Raw genomic sequence first — 17,911 nt, 5'->3', positions numbered from 1 at the left:
ACGGGGTCGGCGGCAGGCAGCCTGGTGCGGGTCCCGTGTCAGGCTGCCTGCCGCTCCCGCACCGTCCTCATGGCCGTGGACGGACGCGTACCCAGCGTGGGCGTGCGTCGCTGCCGCGGCGTCCGGCCACCGAGGCGCAGCGCGGGCACACCCTCTGCACGCGGTCGGCCGCGCCGCCCGTTTCCGGGATGATGTCGGGCCAGCTCACGTGCGAGAAGCGGGCGAGGCGCGAGCGGCTGAGCGACAGCCCGCAGACGGTCTCGTTGCGCCCCGGCTCCCAGGCGTGGACCTCTCCCGCGGGCAGCCTGCGGCGGCCCTCCTCCTCGTCGGTCCACTGCCCGGAGGCGGCGACGGCGTACCGCTTGCCGCGCTTCACGGCGTGCGCCCGGGTTCGGTGGTGTTGTTCCCGGTCACTTCGGCACCGTCCTCACACTCGGCGGGTCCCTGCACGCGGTCGCGGCGCCGCGGAGAAGCGGGCGCCTGCCGCGTACGACGAGTGCCACGGAGCCGCGGTCCCATACCCGGCGGGCCGCGCCCCGTGGCCCACGGGGAGGGGCGGATCGCGCAGGGCCGGTCCCCCGTTACTCGCAGCCGGTGCCGTCGCCGTCGCGGTCCAGATGGCTGCCGTATCCGGGGTCGCCGCGGTGCACGGGAGCCGCACCGGCGGCGCGTGCGGCGTCGCAGTTCTTGTAGTAGGCGCTGCCCCCGCCTCCTCCGCCGCTGTAGTCGTCCTCGACGGGTTCCGCGGTGACGGTCTTGGTGACCTTCACCTTGACCTTGACCGACTCGGTGACGGTCTCGGTGACCGTCGGGGCGGGTTCCGGATCGACGGAGGGTTCGGCGGTCACTGTCGCGGTGACGGTCGCCGTCGGCCGGGCTTTTGCCACCGCGGGCTTGGCGTCGCCGGCCGCGCTGCTGTCGTCGGCGCCGGCCCCCATGGCGCCGAGGGCGAAGGCGAAGCCGAGCGCGGGCAGCACGTAGCGCTTGCGTGCCCACCTCGGCGCTGTGCGGCCCGCCGGTGTGTACGGATTGGTCATGACGCCCCCGGGATGCTTGTTGAAGGACGAACTGTAGTGGTTGTGTGAGGAAAATGTGAACTCCTGTGGCAGCACCTTTGGAGCAGTCGTCGAGCCCGGTGACACCCCGTCAGCGGTCCGCGGCGGGCGGGACGTTCAGGCCGGTGTCGCACATGATCCGGTCGACGGTCTCCCGAAGGGTGCTGTCGGCGTCGATGACGGTCTCGACGCCGCCGGGCAGCAGATCGCGCGGGCGGTACCACTCGCGCAACTGGGCCTCGTGGACCTCGTCGGCGATCGGCTTGGTGGCGTGGCGGGCGAGCGTCTCGTGGAAGGGAACGTCCAGGTAGTACGCGTGGGTCGGGCCGCGATGGTCGGCGCACAGCCGGGTGAGCATGGTGCCGTAGCGGTCGGCGTGGAGGATGCCTTCGACGACGACGTGGAAGCCGGCGTCCAGCGCGTAGCGGGCGGTGAGGTCGATCAGACCGATGCTGGCCGCGCCCGGGCGGTCGTGCTCGCGCAGCACGACCCGGCGGAGGTTGTCCTGGGCGACCAGGGCGAGACCCCGGCCGAAGCGGTCGCGCAGCCCTGCCGCGACGGACGACTTCCCTGATGCGCTGTTGCCGCGCAGGATGACCAGCCTGGTTCGCTCCGTGCCCGTCCTCATGCGATCGACGGTACGGGCGGGCGGTGACCGCGTACGGCGGTTCGTGAAGCGATGACCGGAACGAGTTGTGCCGAGCGGGAGGGCCGAGCGGGAGGTCGGCCCTGCACCGTCACGGATCAGCGCGGTACGTCGTAGAAGAGGTGGGTCGAGGTCGTCGTCGGGATCACGCTCCGTCGTACCAGGGTGCGCGGCGCCCCGCCGGTGAACAGCGGTGTGCCGGCGCCGAGCACGATGGGGGCGAGGTGCAGCGTCAGCGCGTCGACGAGGCCCGCGGCGAGTGCCGAGCCGATCGTGGCGCCGCCGCCCATCAGGACGACGTCGAGGTCCTTGCCGGTGCGGGACGGCGCCGCCTGCGCGCGGTCGCGTGCGGCGGAGACGGCGTCGTGCAGGCCGGTGGTCACGAACGTCCAGTCGAGGTGGGACGTCCGCACCGATTCGGGCGGTGTGCTCGTCACGACGACGAAGGCGGGCCTGCCGACCTCGCCGGCGCCGTAGCCGGTGGTGTCGTCCCAGCCCTGCGGCCCGTCGACGATGTCGAAGAGGTGACGGCCGAGGACGACGACGCCTGAGCGTTCGGTCGCCTCACGCAGGACCCGGCGGTCGTCGGGATCGTCGGAGAAGGCCCACGAGTGCAGGCCCTCGCCGCCGGTGCCCAGACCGTTGTCGGGGCCGGGGTCGGGACCGGTCACGAAGCCGTCGAGGGAGATCGAGATGTCGGCGACGATGCGGGTCATGTCTGTACTGACCCGCATCGGCGCCCGAAGTCATCGGCGGCGGGTGAACGGTTACCGGTACAGGGCGACCGCGCCGCCCCAGAGGGCGCCCGGGTTCAGGCGGTCGGGGAAGCGTTCCAGCATGGCGTGGAAGAAACCGAGCGGGTCGTCGTGCCGGGCGAGGAGCTCGTCGGCGGCGTCGAGGTAGCGGCGCGTCTCGGTGATCGCACGGTCGGCGTCGTCGTCCAGTTCCTTGTTCTTGTGGCCGGTGACGATCAGGCGGGGCCGGAGGTCCTCGACGAGGGTGATGGCCTTGCGCCAGGCGTCGCGGCCGCCGTTCGCGGATTCGACGAGGTACTGGTGGACGCCGTTGTAGATGACGTCGCCGGCCACGACGAGGCCGAGGTCGGGCACGTGCAGGACGCTGGTCCCGTCCGTGTCGCTGTGGCCGACCTCGACGATGCGCAGCTCGTGCCCTTCGAGGGTGAGCCGGTTCCCGGGGACGGTGACGGCGGTGACGGGGGCGTCCGGGATCTGACCGGGGAAGAGCCGGTCCCACAGCTGCGGGCGCAGGGAGACGTTGCGGTGCATCTCCGCGATCGTGCCCTCGGAGGCGACGACCGTCGCACCGAAGCGTTCCGCCAGGAGGCCGGCGGTGAACCAGTGGTCGCCGTGGCCGTGGGTCGCGAAGATGTGGGTCAGGTTCTTGCCGGTGGATTCCACCCGGTCCCCCACCGCTTCCGCCTGGGCGGAGGTCAGCGGCGGGTCGACCAGGACGGCGTCCCGTTCCCCGTAAATCAGGGTGACGGACAGGGGGGAGAACATACGGCGGTCGCCGTTGGGGACGGGCTCCGTGACGTTCTGCGGGATCGGGTCGGCGATGAACACCTCGTAGGCGAGGGAGCCACTGGTGGGCATGGTGCTTCCTAACTGGCTGAGTGGGTGCCGCCGTCATGGTCGGGCGACCGGCCGGCGGCGAGGGCGGCGTAGTAGGCCGGGCCCCTGATGATCGAGACTGCGTCCTGGTCGACCGGCTCGCCGTCCGGGCCGCGGAACTCGAGGCGCACGGGACGCTCCCCGTCGGCCGTGTAGACGACGCCCTGACCCGTCTCCTGCGGGCGGTGCCGGTCGCCCCACGCGCTGAGCGCGGCCAGGACCGGCAGGACGTCGCGGCCGGCATCCGTGAGGACGTACTCCTCGCGGCTGCGCTCGCCCTCCTGCTGATACGTCACGCGCTCCAGGAGCCCGGCGCACACGAGGTCGTTCAGGCGCTGGCCGAGGGTCGCGTTGGGGATGCCGATGCGCTGGAACTCCGCGAAACGGGTGCGGCCGAGGAATGCCTCACGGAGCAGCAGGAGATTCCATTTCTGGCCCAGCACGCCGAGGGTCCGGGCGATCGAGCAGTGCTGGTTGGCCGGCAACGACATGGCATCCATGACTCCATGAAAGCAGACTCCGGAAATTGAAGCCAGCGCTGAGGTCAAAATGTGAAGTGAGACTCGTCCGGGCCGCGCCGACCCGCAAGGGGGGTCGCGGTCGCCCATCGCGGCCGTGCTGACCGTGTGCCTCACGCCGGCCGTCCCGGCGGGCGTGTGCCTCACGCCGGCCGTCCCGGCGGCGATCGCGACGCAACGGACACACAGCCCTTGCCCCCGGCTCCCGGCTCCGCGCAGATGACGCCGGTGGGGTTGTCCCCCGTGCCCGTGTCCACCGACCGGTGGACGGCAGGTTCAACCGAGTGCCTCTGTCCGTCAACTGCCCAGGTCCGAGAGGGTTTTGGGCATGAAGTCATTCTCTGTACGCATGGCCCGGTGGAGCGCCCGGCACCCCTGGCGGGCGATCGCCGGCTGGCTGGTGTTCGTGGCGCTCTGTCTGGGCGCCGGCAGCACTGTCGGTACGAACAGCGCGAAGACGGCGGACTACCGGGTCGGTGAGGCGGGCCGCGCCGAAGCCCTCGCCGCCGACGGGCGGCTGGAGTGGAAGCCCACCGAACAGGTGCTGATCTCCGCCAGATCGGGGACTCTCGACCGGCGTGCGGCCGAGGCCGCCGCCGCGGACCTCACCGCGCGGATGCGGCGGCTGCCCGACGTCGCGGACGTCGCCGCCCCGTTGCTCTCCGCTGACCGTACGGTCCTCATGGTCGAGGTGGCGCTGAAGGGCGAGGAGCGGGACGCCAAGGACAAGGTCGACGCGCTCCTCGAACAGACCGAGGCGGTGCAGCAGGACCATCCGGGACTCCTTCTCGAGGAGACCGGAAGTCCCTCCATCAGCAAGGGCGTCGACCAGCAGCGCAGCGACGACCTGGCGCTGTCGGAGGCGATCACGCTCCCCGTCACCCTGGTCACGCTGCTGGTCGTGTTCGGGTCGGTCACCATGGCGGGCGTGCCCCTGCTGCTGGCGCTGTCGTCCATCGCGGCGGCGATCGGGCTCTCCATGGTCGCCTCGCACCTCTCCCCGGACGCCGGGGTCGGCACGAACGTCATCCTCATGATCGGCCTGGCGGTCGGCGTGGACTACACGCTCTTCTACCTCAAGCGTGAACGCGAGGAGCGGGACCGTGCCGGCGGCGGGCTGAGCCCGGCGGCGCTGGTGGAGCTGGCTGCCGCGACCTCGGGGCGGGCGGTGGTGGTCTCCGGGCTGGCCGTCGTCGCCTCCACGGCGACGCTGTACCTGGCCAACGACGTGATCTTCTCCTCGCTCGCGACCGGCACCATCGTCGTCGTCCTCGTCGCGGTGGCCAGTTCGCTCACGGCTCTGCCCGCGCTCCTCGTCAAGCTCGGGCTGCGGGCCGAGCGCCGGGAGCTGCGGCGGGCACGGCGCGGCGGTTCCGCCCGGCGGGCGTTGCGGCGGGGGCGCGACGGCCGGGTGTGGGCGGCGCTGCTGCGGCCCGCGGCCCGGCATCCGCTGGCCACGCTGTGCTGTTCGGTCCTCGGTCTCCTCGCGCTCGTCGCTCCCCTGGCCGGGCTGAAGATCACGGAGATGAGCCGGGACACGCACTCCCGTGACATCCCGGCGATGCGGGTGTACGACCGGCTCAACGAGACGTTCCCCGAGCGGCGGGTGACGCACCAGGTCGTGGTGCGCGCCGACGCCTCGCGCTCCGCGGAGGTCGCCTCGGCGCTGCGTGAGGTGGGCCGGCGTGCCGGTGACGACCCGCTGTTCACCGGTGGCTCGCGGATACGGACGTCCGCCGACCACCGGACCAGCGTCCTCGAGCTGAAGGTGCCGTACCTGGGGAACTCCGACGAGGCATACGACTCTCTCGACCGGCTGCGGGACGACTACCTGCCCGCCACGGTGGGCCGGGTCGACGGCGCCGAGTTCGGGGTGAGCGGTGACGTCGCCCGGTACGCCGACTATCCCGCCCACCAGAACGGCAAACTGCCCTTGGTGCTGGGGGCGTTGCTGCTGGTGACGTTCGGGATGACCGTGTACGCCTTCCGGTCGGTCGTCCTCGGCCTGATCGGTGTCGCGCTGAACCTGCTGTCCGCGGCGGCGGCGCTCGGAGTGCTCGTCCTGGTCTTCCAGGGGACCTGGGCCGAGAGGCTGCTGGGCTTCGACTCCACCGGCTCGATCGGCTCGCGTGTGCCGCTCTTCCTCTTCGTGATCCTCTTCGGGCTCTCCATGGACTACCAGGTGTTCGTGGTCAGCCGGATCAGGGAGGCCGTGCTGGCGGGCGTCCCGACCCGGCAGGCGGTGCTCGACGGGATCCGCTCCTCGGCGAGCGTCGTGACCAGCGCCGCGGTCGTGATGACGACCGTCTTCGCCAGCTTCGTGTTCCTCCACATCATCGAGATGAAGCAGATCGGTTTCGTGCTGGCGGCGGCCGTGCTGATCGACGCGGTCGTCGTGCGGGTCCTGGTGCTGCCGTCGGCCATGCTGCTGCTCGGTGAGGCCAGTTGGTGGCCCTCGCGGGGCGCGCGGAAAGCGGCGGACGGGGCGGGGAAAACGGAGCCGGCGCGAGCGGCGGTCGACATAGGTTGATCGGTATGACCACTCTCTCCGGGCCTGCCGCCGACACCTTCTGGGCCACCACGCTTCGCCGCTGGAACTCGGTGTGCTGGGTGCTGTTCGCCCTGATGGCCGTCGGACTCGTCGCCATGGACCGGCCCGGAGGGAGCAAGTACGCCGCGCTCGCGCTGCTCGGCGCGGTGGTGCTGTGCTACGCGATTCTGCACCGGTTCCCCGGCCACCGCGTCGTACGGCCGCACGTCTACCTGTCGGTGCTGGTGGTCGCGCTGGGCGGGCTGGCGTATCTACGCGGCAATTACGCGGCGTTGTTCATGGTCACCCTGCCGCACTACTGGATGTTCGGGCGGACACCGCGTGCGTCGATGGCCTTCCTGGGACTGGCCACGGCCGGCACCCTGGCCGGAAGCGTTCTGCGGGAGGGCGGCTGGTCGGCGCAATTCTTCAGCGAGACGCTCGTGTCGACGCTGATCGTCGTCGCGGTGGGGGTGCTGATCGGGCTGTGGGCGCATTCCGTGGTGGCGCAGAGCGAGGAACGGGCGCGGCTGATCGACGAGTTGGAGCGGACGCAGGCGCAGCTGTCCGAGGCGCACCAGCGCCAGGGCGCGGCGGACGAACGGGAGCGCATGGCGCGGGACATCCACGACACGCTCGCCCAGGGTTTCGCCTCGATCGTGGTGCTCGCGGAGGCGGCCCGTGCCGGGCTGCACGCCGACACGGCGCGCAGTGCCCAGCAGTTGCGGTCGATCGAGTCGACCGCGCGGGACAACCTCGCGGAGGCGAGAGCTCTGGTCGGCTCCCCGCAGGGGCCGGGCGCCGGCCGGGCGGAGCCGGGATCGGTGGCCCGGACGCTGCGCCGGACCGTGGAGCGCTTCGCGGAGGACACCGGGCTCACCGTGGACGCCGAGCTGGAGGCCCTGGAGTGCGACCAGCAGACGCGGATCGCGCTGCTGCGCTGCACCCAGGAGTCCCTGGCCAACGTGCGCAAGCACGCGCGTGCCTCCACGGTCGGCGTGGTCCTCGCCCGGCACGCCGACGGGGTGGAACTGGAGGTCACCGACGACGGGACCGGCTTCGTGGTGGAGGAGTCGGCGGGCTTCGGCCTGGACGGGATGCGCAAACGGCTGGCGGAACTGGGCGGGAGGCTGACGGTGACGAGTTCGCTGGGGGACGGCACGCGGGTTCTCGCGTCGGTCCCCCTGACCTCCCCGGCCCCGGGAGCGAACGGGGTCGGCGCATGACCGGCGGAGCGGTCCGGATCGTCGTGGTGGACGACCACACGGTCATGCGGGCGGGAGTGGTGGCTCTCCTGGCGTCCGAGGAGAGCATCGACATCGCCGGCGAGGCGGGCGACGGCCGCGCTGCCCTCGAACTCGTCGAACTGCACGCGCCGGACGTCGCGCTGGTCGACCTGCGCATGCCGGTGCTCGACGGGGTGGCGACGACGGCCGAGATCGTGGCGCGCTTCCCCCGTACCCGCGTGCTGATCCTGACGACGTACGACACGGACGCGGACATCGAGCGCGGTGTGGAGGCCGGGGCCATCGGCTACCTGCTCAAGGACACCACCCGTGAGCAGCTGGTCGACGCGATCCACGCCGCGTCACGGGGTGAGACGGTGCTGGCGCCCCGGGTGGCCGAGAGGCTGGTCGCCCGGATGCGCCGGCCCGCCCAGGTCCCGCTCACCGCCCGTGAGGCGGACGTGCTGCGCGCGGTGGCGGACGGTCTGACCAACGCCGAGATCGGGCGCCGCCTGGTCATCGCGGAGGCGACGGTGAAGACCCATCTGCTCCGCCTGTTCGCCAAGCTCGACGTGAACGACCGCACGAGGGCGGTGGTGGTCGCGATGGAGAAGGGGCTGCTGCGGAGGGCCGCCGACGGGGAGGAATCACCGTGACGCCGGGTGCTGCCGGGCGCCCCGGGCCGTTGCGGCGCCCCCGCCGGTCGGCATTCCTGTGCGGTCACTCCTCCTTACGCGACGGCGGTGCCTTCGAGTTCGACCATCTGGCCGGGGATGGCCAGGCGGGTCACGCCGAGCATGGTGGTGGTCGGGGCGACGCCGGCCGCTCCCAGACGCCCGGCCAGCACGCCGTAGTGCTGGAAGAAAAGGTCGACGTCGGTCGTGTAGACGTTCAGCCGGACCAGGTTCGCCAGGGACATGCCCGCCTCGGCGAGCACCGCCTCGATGTTGTCGACGCTCAGGGCCAGCTGCGCCGCCATGTCACCGTCGTGCTCGGGCTTGCCGTCCTCGCTCATCGCCGTCTGCCCCGAGATGTACAGGGTGCGGGAGTGCCCCGAGACGACCTCTCCCTGGTTGAAGCCCATGTCCACCGACCACGACACCGGGTTGACCGCGTTACGTTCCATTACCGCATCTGCTCCATCCGGACGAAAGGAAGTACTCACGCCGAAAGCCCGGCCTGCGCCGCGCCCTGACGTCGTGTGAGGAACCCTGCCAACAAAACGTGACATCCGCCGTCATGTATTTCGTCAGGGTTTTCCCCTGCGCGCCGACCGCCTGGTGTCCCTCGTGCTCCTGCTGCGCCAACGGGGCCGGATGACCGCCGCGGCACTCGCCCGCGAACTCGAGGTGTCCACCCGCACCGTGCCGCGCGACATGGACGCCCTGTCCGCGGCCACCACCTCACCCTCACCTTCCAGGACCCACGCCACGCCCAGTGGGCCCAGTAGCAACACGCACCCCACGCCGAGATCCCCGACCCGCACCGGCCCGCCCCACACTGCGCGACCGCGCCAGGGCGGTGGCCGCCCGCTACGACACACCGGCCGGGACGTCCGGCCCGCCCGCTGCGGCCGACAGCGCGACTGCGGCCGGGCGGCGGGCGAGGACGTCTCGGACACCGGTGGGTGAGAAAGGGGTCAGGGGCGGTACACCTCGCCCGGCTGGGGCTTCGCCGGTGCCATGAGCTCGGGGACCGTCACGAACGTGTAGCCCCGCTTCCGGAGCCGGTGGATGATGTCCGGCACGGCCGGGATGGTGCCCGCGTAGCGTTCGTGCAGCAGGATGATGCCGTCGCGCTCGGCCCCGTCGAGGACGCGCTTCTCTATCAGTGCGGTGTCCGTGGTCTCGTAGTCCTTGGCGGTGACGCTCCAGAGGATCTGGGCGAGCCCCAGGTCCTTCATGATCTTCTTGAGGTCGTCGTCGGTGGCGCCGCCCGGTGGCCGCATCAGGGTGGGGGCGTGCCCGGTGATCTTCTCGATGTCCCGCTGAACGGGGAGCATCTGGGCACGCACCTCCTCGTCGGTGAGTTCCTTGAGGTTCTTGTGGGTCCAGGTGTGGTTGGCGATCTCGTGCCCCTCGCGAGCCATGCGGCGGACCGTCTCCGGGAAGGTGTCGGTGTGCTTCTTCCCCTGGAGGAAGAAGGTCGCGTGCACCTTCTCGGCCTTGAGGACGTCCAGGAGTTCCGGGGTGGGCTTGCTGGGACCGCCGTCGAAGGTCAGCGCGATGCACTTGATCTTGCGGCAGTCGACAGCTCCGGTGACCGCGGCGTCCTTCGGCGCCTGTGCGCGGGCTTCGGCCGGGCTGATCACGTTGCTCAGGGTGGACCAGCCGGTCAGGGAGATCGTCACGGCGGCGGCGATCAGCAGGGCGGCGGCGGCCGTCAGGATGCGGGTCTTGGTCGACTTCACGGTGTGTCCGTCACCGTCCCTGGCCGGCCGGGTCGCCGGCGTGGCGGGCGGAGCGGACGGCCAGGGCCAGGACGACCCCTCCGAGGACCAGCAGCGCGACGTGGCCCAGCCCGGGTCCGTAGGGCAGGCGGCCGAACAGCCATCCGTCCAGGTGGGCCCAGGCGCGGGTGGCGAGCCGCCAGGCGCCGGTCAGGACCAGCAGTCCGCCGATGAGGGCGGCGACGGTCGGCACGGGACGCAGACGCGAAAGCATGGGGATTCTCTCTTCCAACGCGGATTGATCGTTCCGGTGATTACGTGACCACCACGCTAGAAATGCGCCCCGGTCGCCGGCTTCGGCATTTGGTCGACGACGCCTTGTGACGAAAGTAGGAGTACGGCAAGAAATCCTCAGCCGCACTCATACCAAAGTAGGGATCTGGCGCAGTGGCCCGCTCCCACACCCTCCGGGGGATCTGACCTGCGCACCGATGTCGTACGCTGTGCCGGGTGAGATGGAGGAGCATGAGCAGGAGCAGCCGTGACCGGATCGTCGATCTGTTGACGGTGATCGGTGCCGCGGCGCTTTCGGTCACCGTGTCCTATGCGCAGGCGAACGACTTGGCGGTTTTTCCGCGATTTCCGTCGGGAACTGCCTTTGTCGAGGAATTCGGACGTCTTGTTTCACTTCCTGTTTCCTTTTATTCCGGTGCGGGGCCGGCTCTGCTGGTCGCGACGGCAGCCGGCGCGCTGCTGTGGTGGCGGCGCCGTTGGCCGGTACCGGTCGCCGTGGTGCTGGTGCTCCTGTCGGTGGTGTGGCCGCTGATCCCGGCCGCTCTCGTCGCCCTGTGCACCGTGGCGGCGACGCGCCCGGTCCGGACGGTCCTGGCCGTCACCGCGCTCGCCCTGCTGCCCTGCGTCCTCTACCTCGCCGTGTACGCGCCCGGCTCGCGCACCCTGTCGACGGTGGTGACCGGTGCGGTGCTGGTGGGCGGGGCCGTCGGCTGGGGACTGTTCCTGCGCGGACTGCGCGAGCGCACCGAGCAGGCCAGGACCGAGGCCGCCCTGCGCGCCGAGCACGCCCGGCAGCGTGAACGCGAGGCGATCGCCCACGAGATGCACGACACGCTGGCCCACCGGCTGTCCCTGCTCAGCGTGCACGCGGGGGCCTTGCAGGTGAACCCGGGGGCACCCACGGAACAGGTCCAGCAGGCCGCGGGCGTGATCCGTGACAGCGCCCACCAGGCGCTGGAGGAACTGCAGCAACTGCTCGGCGTGCTGCGCGCTCCCCCGACCGACGCCTCCCGCTCGTCGGCGCCGCAGCCGGTCCTCGCCGACCTGACGCGCCTCGTGGAGGAGTCGCGTACCGCCGGGACCGCGATCGACCTCGTCTTCGGCTGCGCGCCCGCCGACACGGCCGCCGCCCCGCCCGCCATGGGACGCACCGCCTATCGGATAGTCCAGGAAGCCCTCACCAACGCCCGCAAGCACGCCCCCGGGCAGCCCGTACGCCTCGTCGTGCGCGGCGCCCCGGGGGCCGGCCTGACCATCGAGGTGAGCAACCCCGTGACCCCCGGATCCACGTCCCCCGTCCCCGGCAGCGGGCTCGGCCTGGTCGGCCTCACGGAACGCGCCGCCCTGGCCGGCGGGGAACTCCGTCACGGACTGCGCGCCGACGGCGCCGACCGCGTGACGCATCACCTGCTGGCCCGTCTCCCCTGGCCGGCCGCATGATCCGGGTGCTGCTCGTCGACGACGACGCCCTGGTGCGGGCCGGGCTGCGGATGATGCTGGCCTCCGCCGGCGACATCGAGGTGGTGGGCGAGGCGCAGGACGGCGGTGAGGTCGTCGAACTGACCGAGCGGTACGACCCCGACCTCGTGCTGATGGACATCCGCATGCCGACCGTGGACGGTCTGGAGGCCACCCGCCTGCTGCGGGCCAGGCCCGGGGGGCGGCCGGAGATCCTCATGCTGACGACGTTCACCACGGACGACTACGTGCTGCGCGCCCTGCGGGCGGGCGCGGCCGGTTTCCTGCTGAAGCACACCCGGCCGGAGACGATCATCGACGCGGTACGCCGCACCTCGGCCGGGGAGCCGGTGATGTCCCCGGAGGCCCTGCGGCACCTCGTCGACGCCGTCGCCCACCAGCCGCCCGCGCAGGACTCACCCACCCCTCCCCCGGCTCACCACCCAGGCGGCGCCGACGACGCCCGGCGGCAGCTCGGGCTGCTCGGCGACCGGGAGCGGGAGGTCGCCCTCGCCGTCGCCGACGGCCGGACCAACGCGCAGATCGCGGCAGACCTCTACATGAGCGTCCCCACGGTCAAGTCGCACGTCTCCCACATCCTGACCAAGCTCGGGCTGAACAACCGGGTGCAGATCGCGCTGCTCGTCTACCGGTCGGGGAGCATCTGATGCGTCGGCGTACGGGCGCGGGAAGGGGCACCAGGTCCGATGAGCTGATCAACGGGATCGGTCGGAACACCCTGGTCGTCACAGGTGCGGAGCCGGACGTGTCACACATGGTCATCCAGCGGTTCCGCGGACACCAATAACGAAGATCGAGGGCCTGCGGCTCGTCCCTGACGGTTCCATGGATCACGGATCAGGCCCGAAATCGTCGGGTCGTGGAAGACAGGTGACGCACATGCGAGATGAGGCCGCCAAGCGGGTCGAGCTGGTCTTCTCCCTCTTCGACGCCAACGGCAACGGAGTCCTCGACTCCGACGACTTCGACCTGATGACGGGCCGTGTCCTGGAAGCGGCGACCGCTTCGGACGACGGCGCCAAGGACGCCATCCGAGCCGCGTTCCGCCGCTACTGGACGACGCTGTCCACGGAACTGGACGCCAACGGCGACGGCGTCATCTCCGTGGACGAGTTCCGTCCCTTCGTGCTCGACCCCGAGCGTTTCGGCCCCACGATCACCGAGTTCGCCGAGGCTCTCTCCGCGCTCGGCGATCCCGACGGGGACGGTCTGATCGAGCGCCCCCTGTTCGTGTCGCTGATGAGGGCGATCGGCTTCGAGGAGGCGAACATCCACGCCCTCTTCGACGCCTTCGGCCCGGACGCCGACGACCGCGTCACCGTGTCAGCGTGGGCCGCCGGCATCGAGGAGTACTACGCGCCGGACATGGCGGGGATTCCGGGTGACCGGCTGGTGACGGCCCGGACCGTCTGACCGGACCGCATCACGGGCGTCCAAGCGTTCACGGCCGCAAGCCGCCCTGGTAGCCGGCGGCCGGCGCGTGACCTGGTCGGCGGAACGGGTACCCGCCCCGGCATGATGAAGCACGCACTGTGGCAGGGGCTGGTCGCCGGTGCCGTCGTGATGACGCTCGGCGAGAAGCTGGAGCAGGCCGTCACGGGCCGGCCGGACTCCCATGTGCCGGCCCGTGTCCTGCAGCGCCTGACCGGCCTGCCGGAGCGGCCCGGCACCCAGCCGCTCAAGGTCAACTGGGCCATGCACTTCGGTCAGGCCGCCCTCCTCGGCGTGCTGCGGTCGGTCATGGCCCAGGCCGGACTGCGCGGACCGGTCGCCTCCGCCAAGTTCACCGTCGTTCGCCTGACCAACGACCAGATCCTGGAGAACGCGACCGGTGTGGGCGCGCCGCCGCAGACCTGGCCCCGCCGGGAACTCGCGGTGGACGTCCTGCACAAGGCCGTCTACGCGTTCGTCACCGGTGCCGTCGCCGACGCCCTGGCCGCGCGTGGCGGCCCCGGCCCCGGACAGCGGCACGCCGCCCTTCGCCCCGGCCGCCACGCGGACGTCGGCCCTCTGCCGCGCGAGGACGCACCCGGACGCTGACCCCCGATGTCACGGGGGGCACAGGTGGTGCTGCCGGCAGCAGCCCCGCGCCGCGGACGGCCGCTCCCGCCCCGGGTGTGGGAACGGCCGGCGGGTCACCAGCAGTGCGAGCTGACGTTGCCCACCTCGTTGCCCTTGAGCAGCCCGCCCCAGATGTACCTGTCGTCCGAGAGGTACACCCACTTGTTGTGGGTGTAGCCGTTGGCGGAGACCGTGCCGCCCTCGAGCCAGCACACGGCGGTGAGGTTCTGGTTCGCCGCGACGGTGTAGGCGACGCGGTACCCCGTCGACGGCCCGATCCGCACGTTGCCCTGGACCCAGGTGGTGACCGTCTCGAACGCGGCACTCACGTTCGTCCGGTCGGTCTGCGACGCTTCCGCCGCGGCGGCCGGGGCCGTCATACCCGCGGCGGCCATCACGCCCACCGCCGCCGCGATCACCGTCATGGTCAGCGGGCGTGCACTCGTCCTGCGCATCTTCTGATTCCCCCTGTCGAGTCCCGGGAGCCTTTGGGCGGGCCCCTGGTGCGGTCAGCGTCGCCCGCACGGGGCCACCGTTCAAGGCGATTCCCGGCGTGTTGCCGCAGCCGTCCGCACGACGGCCGGAAACCGGGCGTCATGGCGCGAGTTTGTGGGTGAACACCCAACGGTTCCCCTCCAGCGCGTCGTTGGGCTCGGGGAGGGGACCGCGTCCGTGCCGGCGGGTGAACTCGAAAGGCGTGTGCGTCGAGGTGGACCAGCCCTTCGCCGTCAGGGCGCCCGCGGAGTCGGGCCGTGGCCCCTTGTCGAAGAGGTGGAGCAGGTCGATGCCGATGAGGTCCCGCGTCGCCGTGTACGTCGGGCTGTCCCGGTACGCCAGGAGGTCCTTCTCCAGCTTGGCCTCGAAGGCCAGCGCACTGCCTCCGGCGGCCAGCCGGTCCACCGTGTCGACGAGGTACGTCTCGGCCGGGCCGGGCAGGTAGAAGAGAAGCCCTTCGGCCAGCCAGACGCTCGGCGCGGCCGGGTCGAACCCGGCCGTGGTGAGCGCACCGGCCCAGTCCTCCCGCAGGTCGACCGGCACGGGGACGCGCTTCACCTTCGGGGCCGCCGACAGGTCCGTGAGCACCCTTTCCTTGAACGCCAGCACCCCCGCCCTGTCGATCTCGAACACGACGGAGTCGGACGGCAGGTCCAGGCGGAAGGCGCGGGTGTCCAACCCCGCACCCAGCAGCACCACCTGGCGTGGGCCCGCACCGACCGACCCGAGGACGAAGTCGTCCAGCACCCTCGTCCGCAGGCCGAAGTAGCGGGCGAACCTTCCCCACAGCGGGTTGTCGTCCCCGTCCGCGACCTCCTCGATGCGCACCGGCCAGTGCGTGCAGGCAGGGGCCGCGCGCACGAAGTGTTCGGCGAAGGCGTCCTGGGCCAGAGTGTCGTCACGGTGGGTTTCGATGGCCCGTGACGCGGCGACCAGGAGTGCGGTCAGACCCACTCCTCCGTCCACACCTTCCACGTCCGTGTGCTGGGGTGCCGTGCCTTCCATGCTGCCTCCGTCGGCGGGGGGATGGGGGGAGAGATCGAGGGCCGGGTGAGTGTGCCGCGGTCACCCGCTCGCCTGGTCCGGGAGCAGGACGGGTTTGACCACCCGGCCGGCGTCGCAGTCGCGTTCGGCCTCGTTGATGCCGGACAAGGGGTAGGTGCGGATCAGCTGGTCGAAGGGGAAGCGCCCGGCCCGCCACAGTCCGATCAGCCGTGGGATCAACAGGGCGGGTACGGCGTCGCCTTCGCAGATGTGGCGCACGCTGCGGCCGCGGTCGAGGGCGCCGGGTTCGAGGGTGAGGGGGGTGTGAAGGCGTGCCACCAGGCCGAGGCTGCCGGTGGGACGCAGTGCGTGCAGCGCCTGGTTGATGAGTGGGGGTGAGGCCGTGGTGTCCAGCGCGTACCGGGCGCCGCCGTCGGTCAGTCGCCGGATCCGCTCCGGCAGGCCGGGTGAGGCGGCGGGCAGTGCGATCGCGCCGAACCGCTCGGCCGCCGTGAGCCGTTCGGGGTGCCGGTCGACGGCCACAGTCAGTGCGCCCGCGGCGGTGGCCGCCATCACCGCGGTCAGGCCCACGGCTCCCGCGCCGAGGACGACGAGGGTGTCGCCAGGCCCCGCCTCGAAGGTGTTCAGCACGGCTCCGGCACCGGTGAGGGAGCCGCAGCCGAGGGGGCCGAGCAGTTCGAGCGGCAGTGCGGGGTCGACCCGTACGGCGTTACGGGCCGGAACGAGGGCGTACTCGGCGAACGAGGACTGCCCGAACCAGCGGGGCGCCAGTGCGTTGCCTGACGCGTCGGTGATCCGCGCCGGCTTCTCCTCGCGTCCCCCGAAGAGGTTGAGGGACGCGAAGGAGTCGCAGTAGGCGGGGGCCGCGCTGCGGCAGGTCGGGCAGTGTCCGCAGGAGTCGAAGCTCAGCACGACGTGGTCTCCGACGCCGATCCCCGTGTCCGGGCCGTCCCCCGTACGGACCACGACCCCGGCGCCCTCGTGGCCGAGGACGGCGGGCACCGGGCTCCGGCCGGCGGACCGCCGGACGGCGAGATCGGTCCGGCACATCCCGGTGCCCGCGATCTCGACCAGGAGCTCGCCGACGGCGGGCTCCGTGCGCAGCACCACCTCCTCCATCGTGAACGGGGCGTCGTAGGACCGCAGTACGGCTGCCTGGAACCTCATGCGTCACGCCTCCCGCGGACGGTGGACGACGAACGGCTGGAGGTTGCCGTACAGCCCCCACGGCCCGCCCGCGACGCCGACGCCGCTGTCCTTGACGCCTGCGAAGGGCTGGGCCAGGGACAGCTCGGCGTGGTGGTTGACCCAGGCGGTGCCGCATTCGAGCCGCTCGGCCACCGCCTCGGCCCGGTCGAGGTCGGTGCCCCACACGGAGCCGCCCAGTCCGAAGCCGGTGCCGTTGGCCGCGTCGACGGCTTCGTCGAGGTTCCGGTACGGCAGCACCGGAAGGACCGGTCCGAACTGCTCGCCGGTGACGACCGGGCTGTCGGGTGGCACGTCTACGAGGACGGTGGGAGCGAAGAAGTAGCCCGGGCCGTCCTGCCGGTGGCCGCCGGCCGCGGCCCGGGCGCCGTCCGCCAGGGCCTGCCGGGTGAGTTGTTCGACGCGGGCCAGTTGGGCCGCGTTGTTGACCGGGCCCAGCTGGGTCGCCGGGTCGAGGCCGGGACCGACGGCGACAGTCTTCGCCCGCTGGGCGAGGGCTTCGACGACGTCGGTGTGCAGCCGGGCGGGGACGTAGAGGCGTTTGACTGCCATACAGACCTGTCCGCAGTTGCGGAACGCCGCCCAGAACAGCCGGTCGGCGATCCCCTCCACGTCGACGTCGTCCAGGAGAACCGCGGCGTCGTTGCCGCCCAGCTCCAGCGTGACCCGGGCGAGGGAGGCCGCCGCCGCCCGGGCGACCTCCCGCCCGGTGGACACCGAACCGGTGAAGGTGACATGGCGGATGCCCGGATGGGACGCGAGATGTCCGCCGAGGGGTTCGCGGCCGGTGACGACGGTCAGGACGTCCTCGGGCAGGACGGCGGCGAGGAGGGAACCGAGCATCCTGGTGGCCAGCGGGGTGTGCGGGGAGGGTTTGACGACCACCGTGTTCCCGGCCGCCAGAGCGGGCGCGAACTTCGCCGCCGCCAGTTGGAGGGGGAAGTTCCACGGCACGATCGCGGCGACGGGCCCGAGCGACCGCCACCGGACCTCGCTGCGGACCGGCCGGCCGTCGTCGATCGGCCGGGTTCTGGGAGTGAGGTCCGCGAAGTAGCGGAGGCGGGCCGCCGTGCGGGCCACCTCCGCTGACGACTCGGACAAGGGCTTGCCCTGTTCCCTGGTGAGCAGGCGGGCGAGGTCGTCGCCGGCCGCCTCCACCGCGTCGGCCGCCGCGCGCAACGCGGTGCTGCGCGCGACGGGGTCGGCCCGCCAGCCGCTCCAGGCCCGGTGGGCCCGGCCGATCACGGCGTCCAGGTCGTCCGGGCGCGTGTCGGCAGCCTCGTCGAACGCTTCCCCGGTGGCCGGGTCGACGACCGCGAAACAGCCGGCCCCGGGTCCGGGGGCGCGCGCGGGCTCGGTCTCGGGGATCGGCATGT

The 17,911-nt window shown here is 71.8% G+C and carries 20 protein-coding genes and 1 pseudogene; 8 read left to right on the top strand and 13 right to left on the bottom strand.

Annotated features, from left to right (window positions below; translation table 11 throughout):
* Positions 1-67: 67 nt before the first annotated feature.
* The 6 genes from B100_RS0123770 to B100_RS0123745 all read right to left on the bottom strand — a co-directional run bounded on the left by B100_RS0123770 (position 68) and on the right by B100_RS0123745 (position 3,832).
* Complete coding sequence (locus B100_RS0123770) at positions 68-376, bottom strand: hypothetical protein (protein WP_024886912.1); 309 nt, start codon at positions 374-376, stop codon at positions 68-70.
* A gap of 205 nt (positions 377-581) precedes the next feature.
* Positions 582-1,037 carry an excalibur calcium-binding domain-containing protein gene (locus B100_RS0123765; protein WP_024886911.1) on the bottom strand — a complete coding sequence of 152 codons (456 nt, stop codon included), beginning with the start codon at positions 1,035-1,037 and terminating at the stop codon, positions 582-584.
* A gap of 109 nt (positions 1,038-1,146) precedes the next feature.
* Positions 1,147-1,683, bottom strand: coding sequence for an AAA family ATPase (locus B100_RS0123760; RefSeq protein ID WP_024886910.1), 537 nt, complete (start codon positions 1,681-1,683; stop codon positions 1,147-1,149).
* A gap of 116 nt (positions 1,684-1,799) precedes the next feature.
* Complete coding sequence (locus B100_RS0123755; protein ID WP_024886909.1) at positions 1,800-2,417, bottom strand: dihydrofolate reductase family protein; 618 nt, start codon at positions 2,415-2,417, stop codon at positions 1,800-1,802.
* 51 nt (positions 2,418-2,468) lie between these two features.
* Positions 2,469-3,314 carry an MBL fold metallo-hydrolase gene (locus B100_RS0123750; protein ID WP_024886908.1) on the bottom strand — a complete coding sequence of 282 codons (846 nt, stop codon included), beginning with the start codon at positions 3,312-3,314 and terminating at the stop codon, positions 2,469-2,471.
* A gap of 8 nt (positions 3,315-3,322) precedes the next feature.
* Positions 3,323-3,832 carry a winged helix-turn-helix transcriptional regulator gene (locus B100_RS0123745; protein ID WP_199785280.1) on the bottom strand — a complete coding sequence of 170 codons (510 nt, stop codon included), beginning with the start codon at positions 3,830-3,832 and terminating at the stop codon, positions 3,323-3,325.
* A 346-nt stretch (positions 3,833-4,178) separates the two neighbouring features.
* Here B100_RS0123745 and B100_RS0123740 point away from each other — a divergent pair, with 346 nt between their 5' ends.
* From B100_RS0123740 to B100_RS0123730, 3 genes are read left to right on the top strand one after another with little or no spacing between them, the layout of a single operon-like run.
* Complete coding sequence (locus tag B100_RS0123740) at positions 4,179-6,380, top strand: MMPL family transporter (protein ID WP_024886906.1); 2,202 nt, start codon at positions 4,179-4,181, stop codon at positions 6,378-6,380.
* A 5-nt stretch (positions 6,381-6,385) separates the two neighbouring features.
* Positions 6,386-7,606, top strand: coding sequence for a sensor histidine kinase (locus B100_RS0123735; protein WP_199785279.1), 1,221 nt, complete (start codon positions 6,386-6,388; stop codon positions 7,604-7,606).
* Complete coding sequence (locus B100_RS0123730; RefSeq protein WP_024886904.1) at positions 7,603-8,262, top strand: response regulator transcription factor; 660 nt, start codon at positions 7,603-7,605, stop codon at positions 8,260-8,262. Before B100_RS0123735 ends, B100_RS0123730 begins: the two co-directional genes overlap by 4 nt.
* A 74-nt stretch (positions 8,263-8,336) precedes the next feature.
* Here the strand turns inward: B100_RS0123730 and B100_RS0123725 are convergent, their stop codons facing one another.
* Positions 8,337-8,732, bottom strand: coding sequence for a RidA family protein (locus B100_RS0123725; RefSeq protein WP_024886903.1), 396 nt, complete (start codon positions 8,730-8,732; stop codon positions 8,337-8,339).
* Positions 8,733-8,868: 136 nt separating this feature from the next.
* Here B100_RS0123725 and B100_RS35825 point away from each other — a divergent pair.
* A pseudogene (locus B100_RS35825) lies at positions 8,869-9,003 on the top strand (HTH domain-containing protein); the annotation flags it as partial.
* Positions 9,004-9,245: 242 nt separating this feature from the next.
* Here B100_RS35825 and B100_RS0123720 read toward each other — a convergent pair.
* Complete coding sequence (locus B100_RS0123720) at positions 9,246-10,016, bottom strand: polysaccharide deacetylase family protein (RefSeq protein ID WP_037723342.1); 771 nt, start codon at positions 10,014-10,016, stop codon at positions 9,246-9,248.
* A gap of 10 nt (positions 10,017-10,026) precedes the next feature.
* Positions 10,027-10,269: a hypothetical protein gene (locus tag B100_RS0123715; protein WP_024886901.1), complete on the bottom strand. Its 243-nt coding sequence runs from the start codon at positions 10,267-10,269 to the stop codon at positions 10,027-10,029.
* 515 nt (positions 10,270-10,784) lie between these two features.
* Between B100_RS0123715 and B100_RS0123710 the strand changes: the two genes are divergently transcribed.
* From B100_RS0123710 to B100_RS0123695, 4 genes are all read left to right on the top strand, one after another.
* Positions 10,785-11,729 (top strand): histidine kinase, encoded by a 945-nt coding sequence (locus B100_RS0123710; RefSeq protein WP_051490041.1) that lies wholly within the window; start codon positions 10,785-10,787, stop codon positions 11,727-11,729.
* A complete protein-coding gene (locus B100_RS0123705; protein WP_037723339.1) occupies positions 11,726-12,415 on the top strand; it encodes a response regulator transcription factor in 690 nt (229 codons plus the stop codon). Before B100_RS0123710 ends, B100_RS0123705 begins: the two co-directional genes overlap by 4 nt.
* Positions 12,416-12,647: 232 nt before the next feature.
* Positions 12,648-13,181 (top strand): EF-hand domain-containing protein, encoded by a 534-nt coding sequence (locus tag B100_RS0123700; protein WP_024886898.1) that lies wholly within the window; start codon positions 12,648-12,650, stop codon positions 13,179-13,181.
* Between the two features lie 102 nt (positions 13,182-13,283).
* Positions 13,284-13,808, top strand: coding sequence for a hypothetical protein (locus tag B100_RS0123695; RefSeq protein ID WP_024886897.1), 525 nt, complete (start codon positions 13,284-13,286; stop codon positions 13,806-13,808).
* Between the two features lie 95 nt (positions 13,809-13,903).
* Here the strand turns inward: B100_RS0123695 and B100_RS34910 are convergent, their stop codons facing one another.
* The 4 genes from B100_RS34910 to B100_RS0123675 form a co-directional block, all read right to left on the bottom strand.
* Positions 13,904-14,284, bottom strand: a complete 381-nt coding sequence (locus B100_RS34910) for a hypothetical protein (protein ID WP_158686746.1) — start codon at positions 14,282-14,284, stop codon at positions 13,904-13,906.
* A gap of 139 nt (positions 14,285-14,423) precedes the next feature.
* Positions 14,424-15,329 (bottom strand): class I SAM-dependent methyltransferase, encoded by a 906-nt coding sequence (locus tag B100_RS0123685; RefSeq protein ID WP_024886895.1) that lies wholly within the window; start codon positions 15,327-15,329, stop codon positions 14,424-14,426.
* Positions 15,330-15,389: 60 nt separating this feature from the next.
* Positions 15,390-16,496 (bottom strand): NAD(P)-dependent alcohol dehydrogenase, encoded by a 1,107-nt coding sequence (locus B100_RS0123680; protein WP_024886894.1) that lies wholly within the window; start codon positions 16,494-16,496, stop codon positions 15,390-15,392.
* Positions 16,497-16,499: 3 nt separating this feature from the next.
* Positions 16,500-17,909 (bottom strand): aldehyde dehydrogenase family protein, encoded by a 1,410-nt coding sequence (locus B100_RS0123675; protein ID WP_024886893.1) that lies wholly within the window; start codon positions 17,907-17,909, stop codon positions 16,500-16,502.
* Positions 17,910-17,911 lie beyond the last annotated feature (2 nt).

The sequence above is a fragment of the Streptomyces sp. CNH189 genome, from assembly GCF_000527195.1.
Note: the sequence above shows the minus strand (reverse complement) of the source record. Positions and strands in the feature narration are given on the sequence as shown.

Coding starts and splice junctions, on each gene's coding strand:
- B100_RS0123695 (WP_024886897.1), top strand. CDS start 13,284: ATGATGAAGCACGCACTGTGGCAGGGGCTGGTCGCCGGTGCCGTCGTG.
- B100_RS0123745 (WP_199785280.1), bottom strand. CDS start 3,832: ATGGATGCCATGTCGTTGCCGGCCAACCAGCACTGCTCGATCGCCCGG.
- B100_RS0123715 (WP_024886901.1), bottom strand. CDS start 10,269: ATGCTTTCGCGTCTGCGTCCCGTGCCGACCGTCGCCGCCCTCATCGGC.
- B100_RS0123760 (WP_024886910.1), bottom strand. CDS start 1,683: ATGAGGACGGGCACGGAGCGAACCAGGCTGGTCATCCTGCGCGGCAAC.
- B100_RS0123705 (WP_037723339.1), top strand. CDS start 11,726: ATGATCCGGGTGCTGCTCGTCGACGACGACGCCCTGGTGCGGGCCGGG.
- B100_RS0123755 (WP_024886909.1), bottom strand. CDS start 2,417: ATGACCCGCATCGTCGCCGACATCTCGATCTCCCTCGACGGCTTCGTG.
- B100_RS0123675 (WP_024886893.1), bottom strand. CDS start 17,909: ATGCCGATCCCCGAGACCGAGCCCGCGCGCGCCCCCGGACCCGGGGCC.
- B100_RS0123740 (WP_024886906.1), top strand. CDS start 4,179: ATGAAGTCATTCTCTGTACGCATGGCCCGGTGGAGCGCCCGGCACCCC.
- B100_RS0123735 (WP_199785279.1), top strand. CDS start 6,386: ATGACCACTCTCTCCGGGCCTGCCGCCGACACCTTCTGGGCCACCACG.
- B100_RS0123730 (WP_024886904.1), top strand. CDS start 7,603: ATGACCGGCGGAGCGGTCCGGATCGTCGTGGTGGACGACCACACGGTC.
- B100_RS0123765 (WP_024886911.1), bottom strand. CDS start 1,037: ATGACCAATCCGTACACACCGGCGGGCCGCACAGCGCCGAGGTGGGCA.
- B100_RS0123680 (WP_024886894.1), bottom strand. CDS start 16,496: ATGAGGTTCCAGGCAGCCGTACTGCGGTCCTACGACGCCCCGTTCACG.
- B100_RS0123700 (WP_024886898.1), top strand. CDS start 12,648: ATGCGAGATGAGGCCGCCAAGCGGGTCGAGCTGGTCTTCTCCCTCTTC.
- B100_RS0123685 (WP_024886895.1), bottom strand. CDS start 15,329: ATGGAAGGCACGGCACCCCAGCACACGGACGTGGAAGGTGTGGACGGA.
- B100_RS0123725 (WP_024886903.1), bottom strand. CDS start 8,732: ATGGAACGTAACGCGGTCAACCCGGTGTCGTGGTCGGTGGACATGGGC.
- B100_RS0123750 (WP_024886908.1), bottom strand. CDS start 3,314: ATGCCCACCAGTGGCTCCCTCGCCTACGAGGTGTTCATCGCCGACCCG.
- B100_RS34910 (WP_158686746.1), bottom strand. CDS start 14,284: ATGCGCAGGACGAGTGCACGCCCGCTGACCATGACGGTGATCGCGGCG.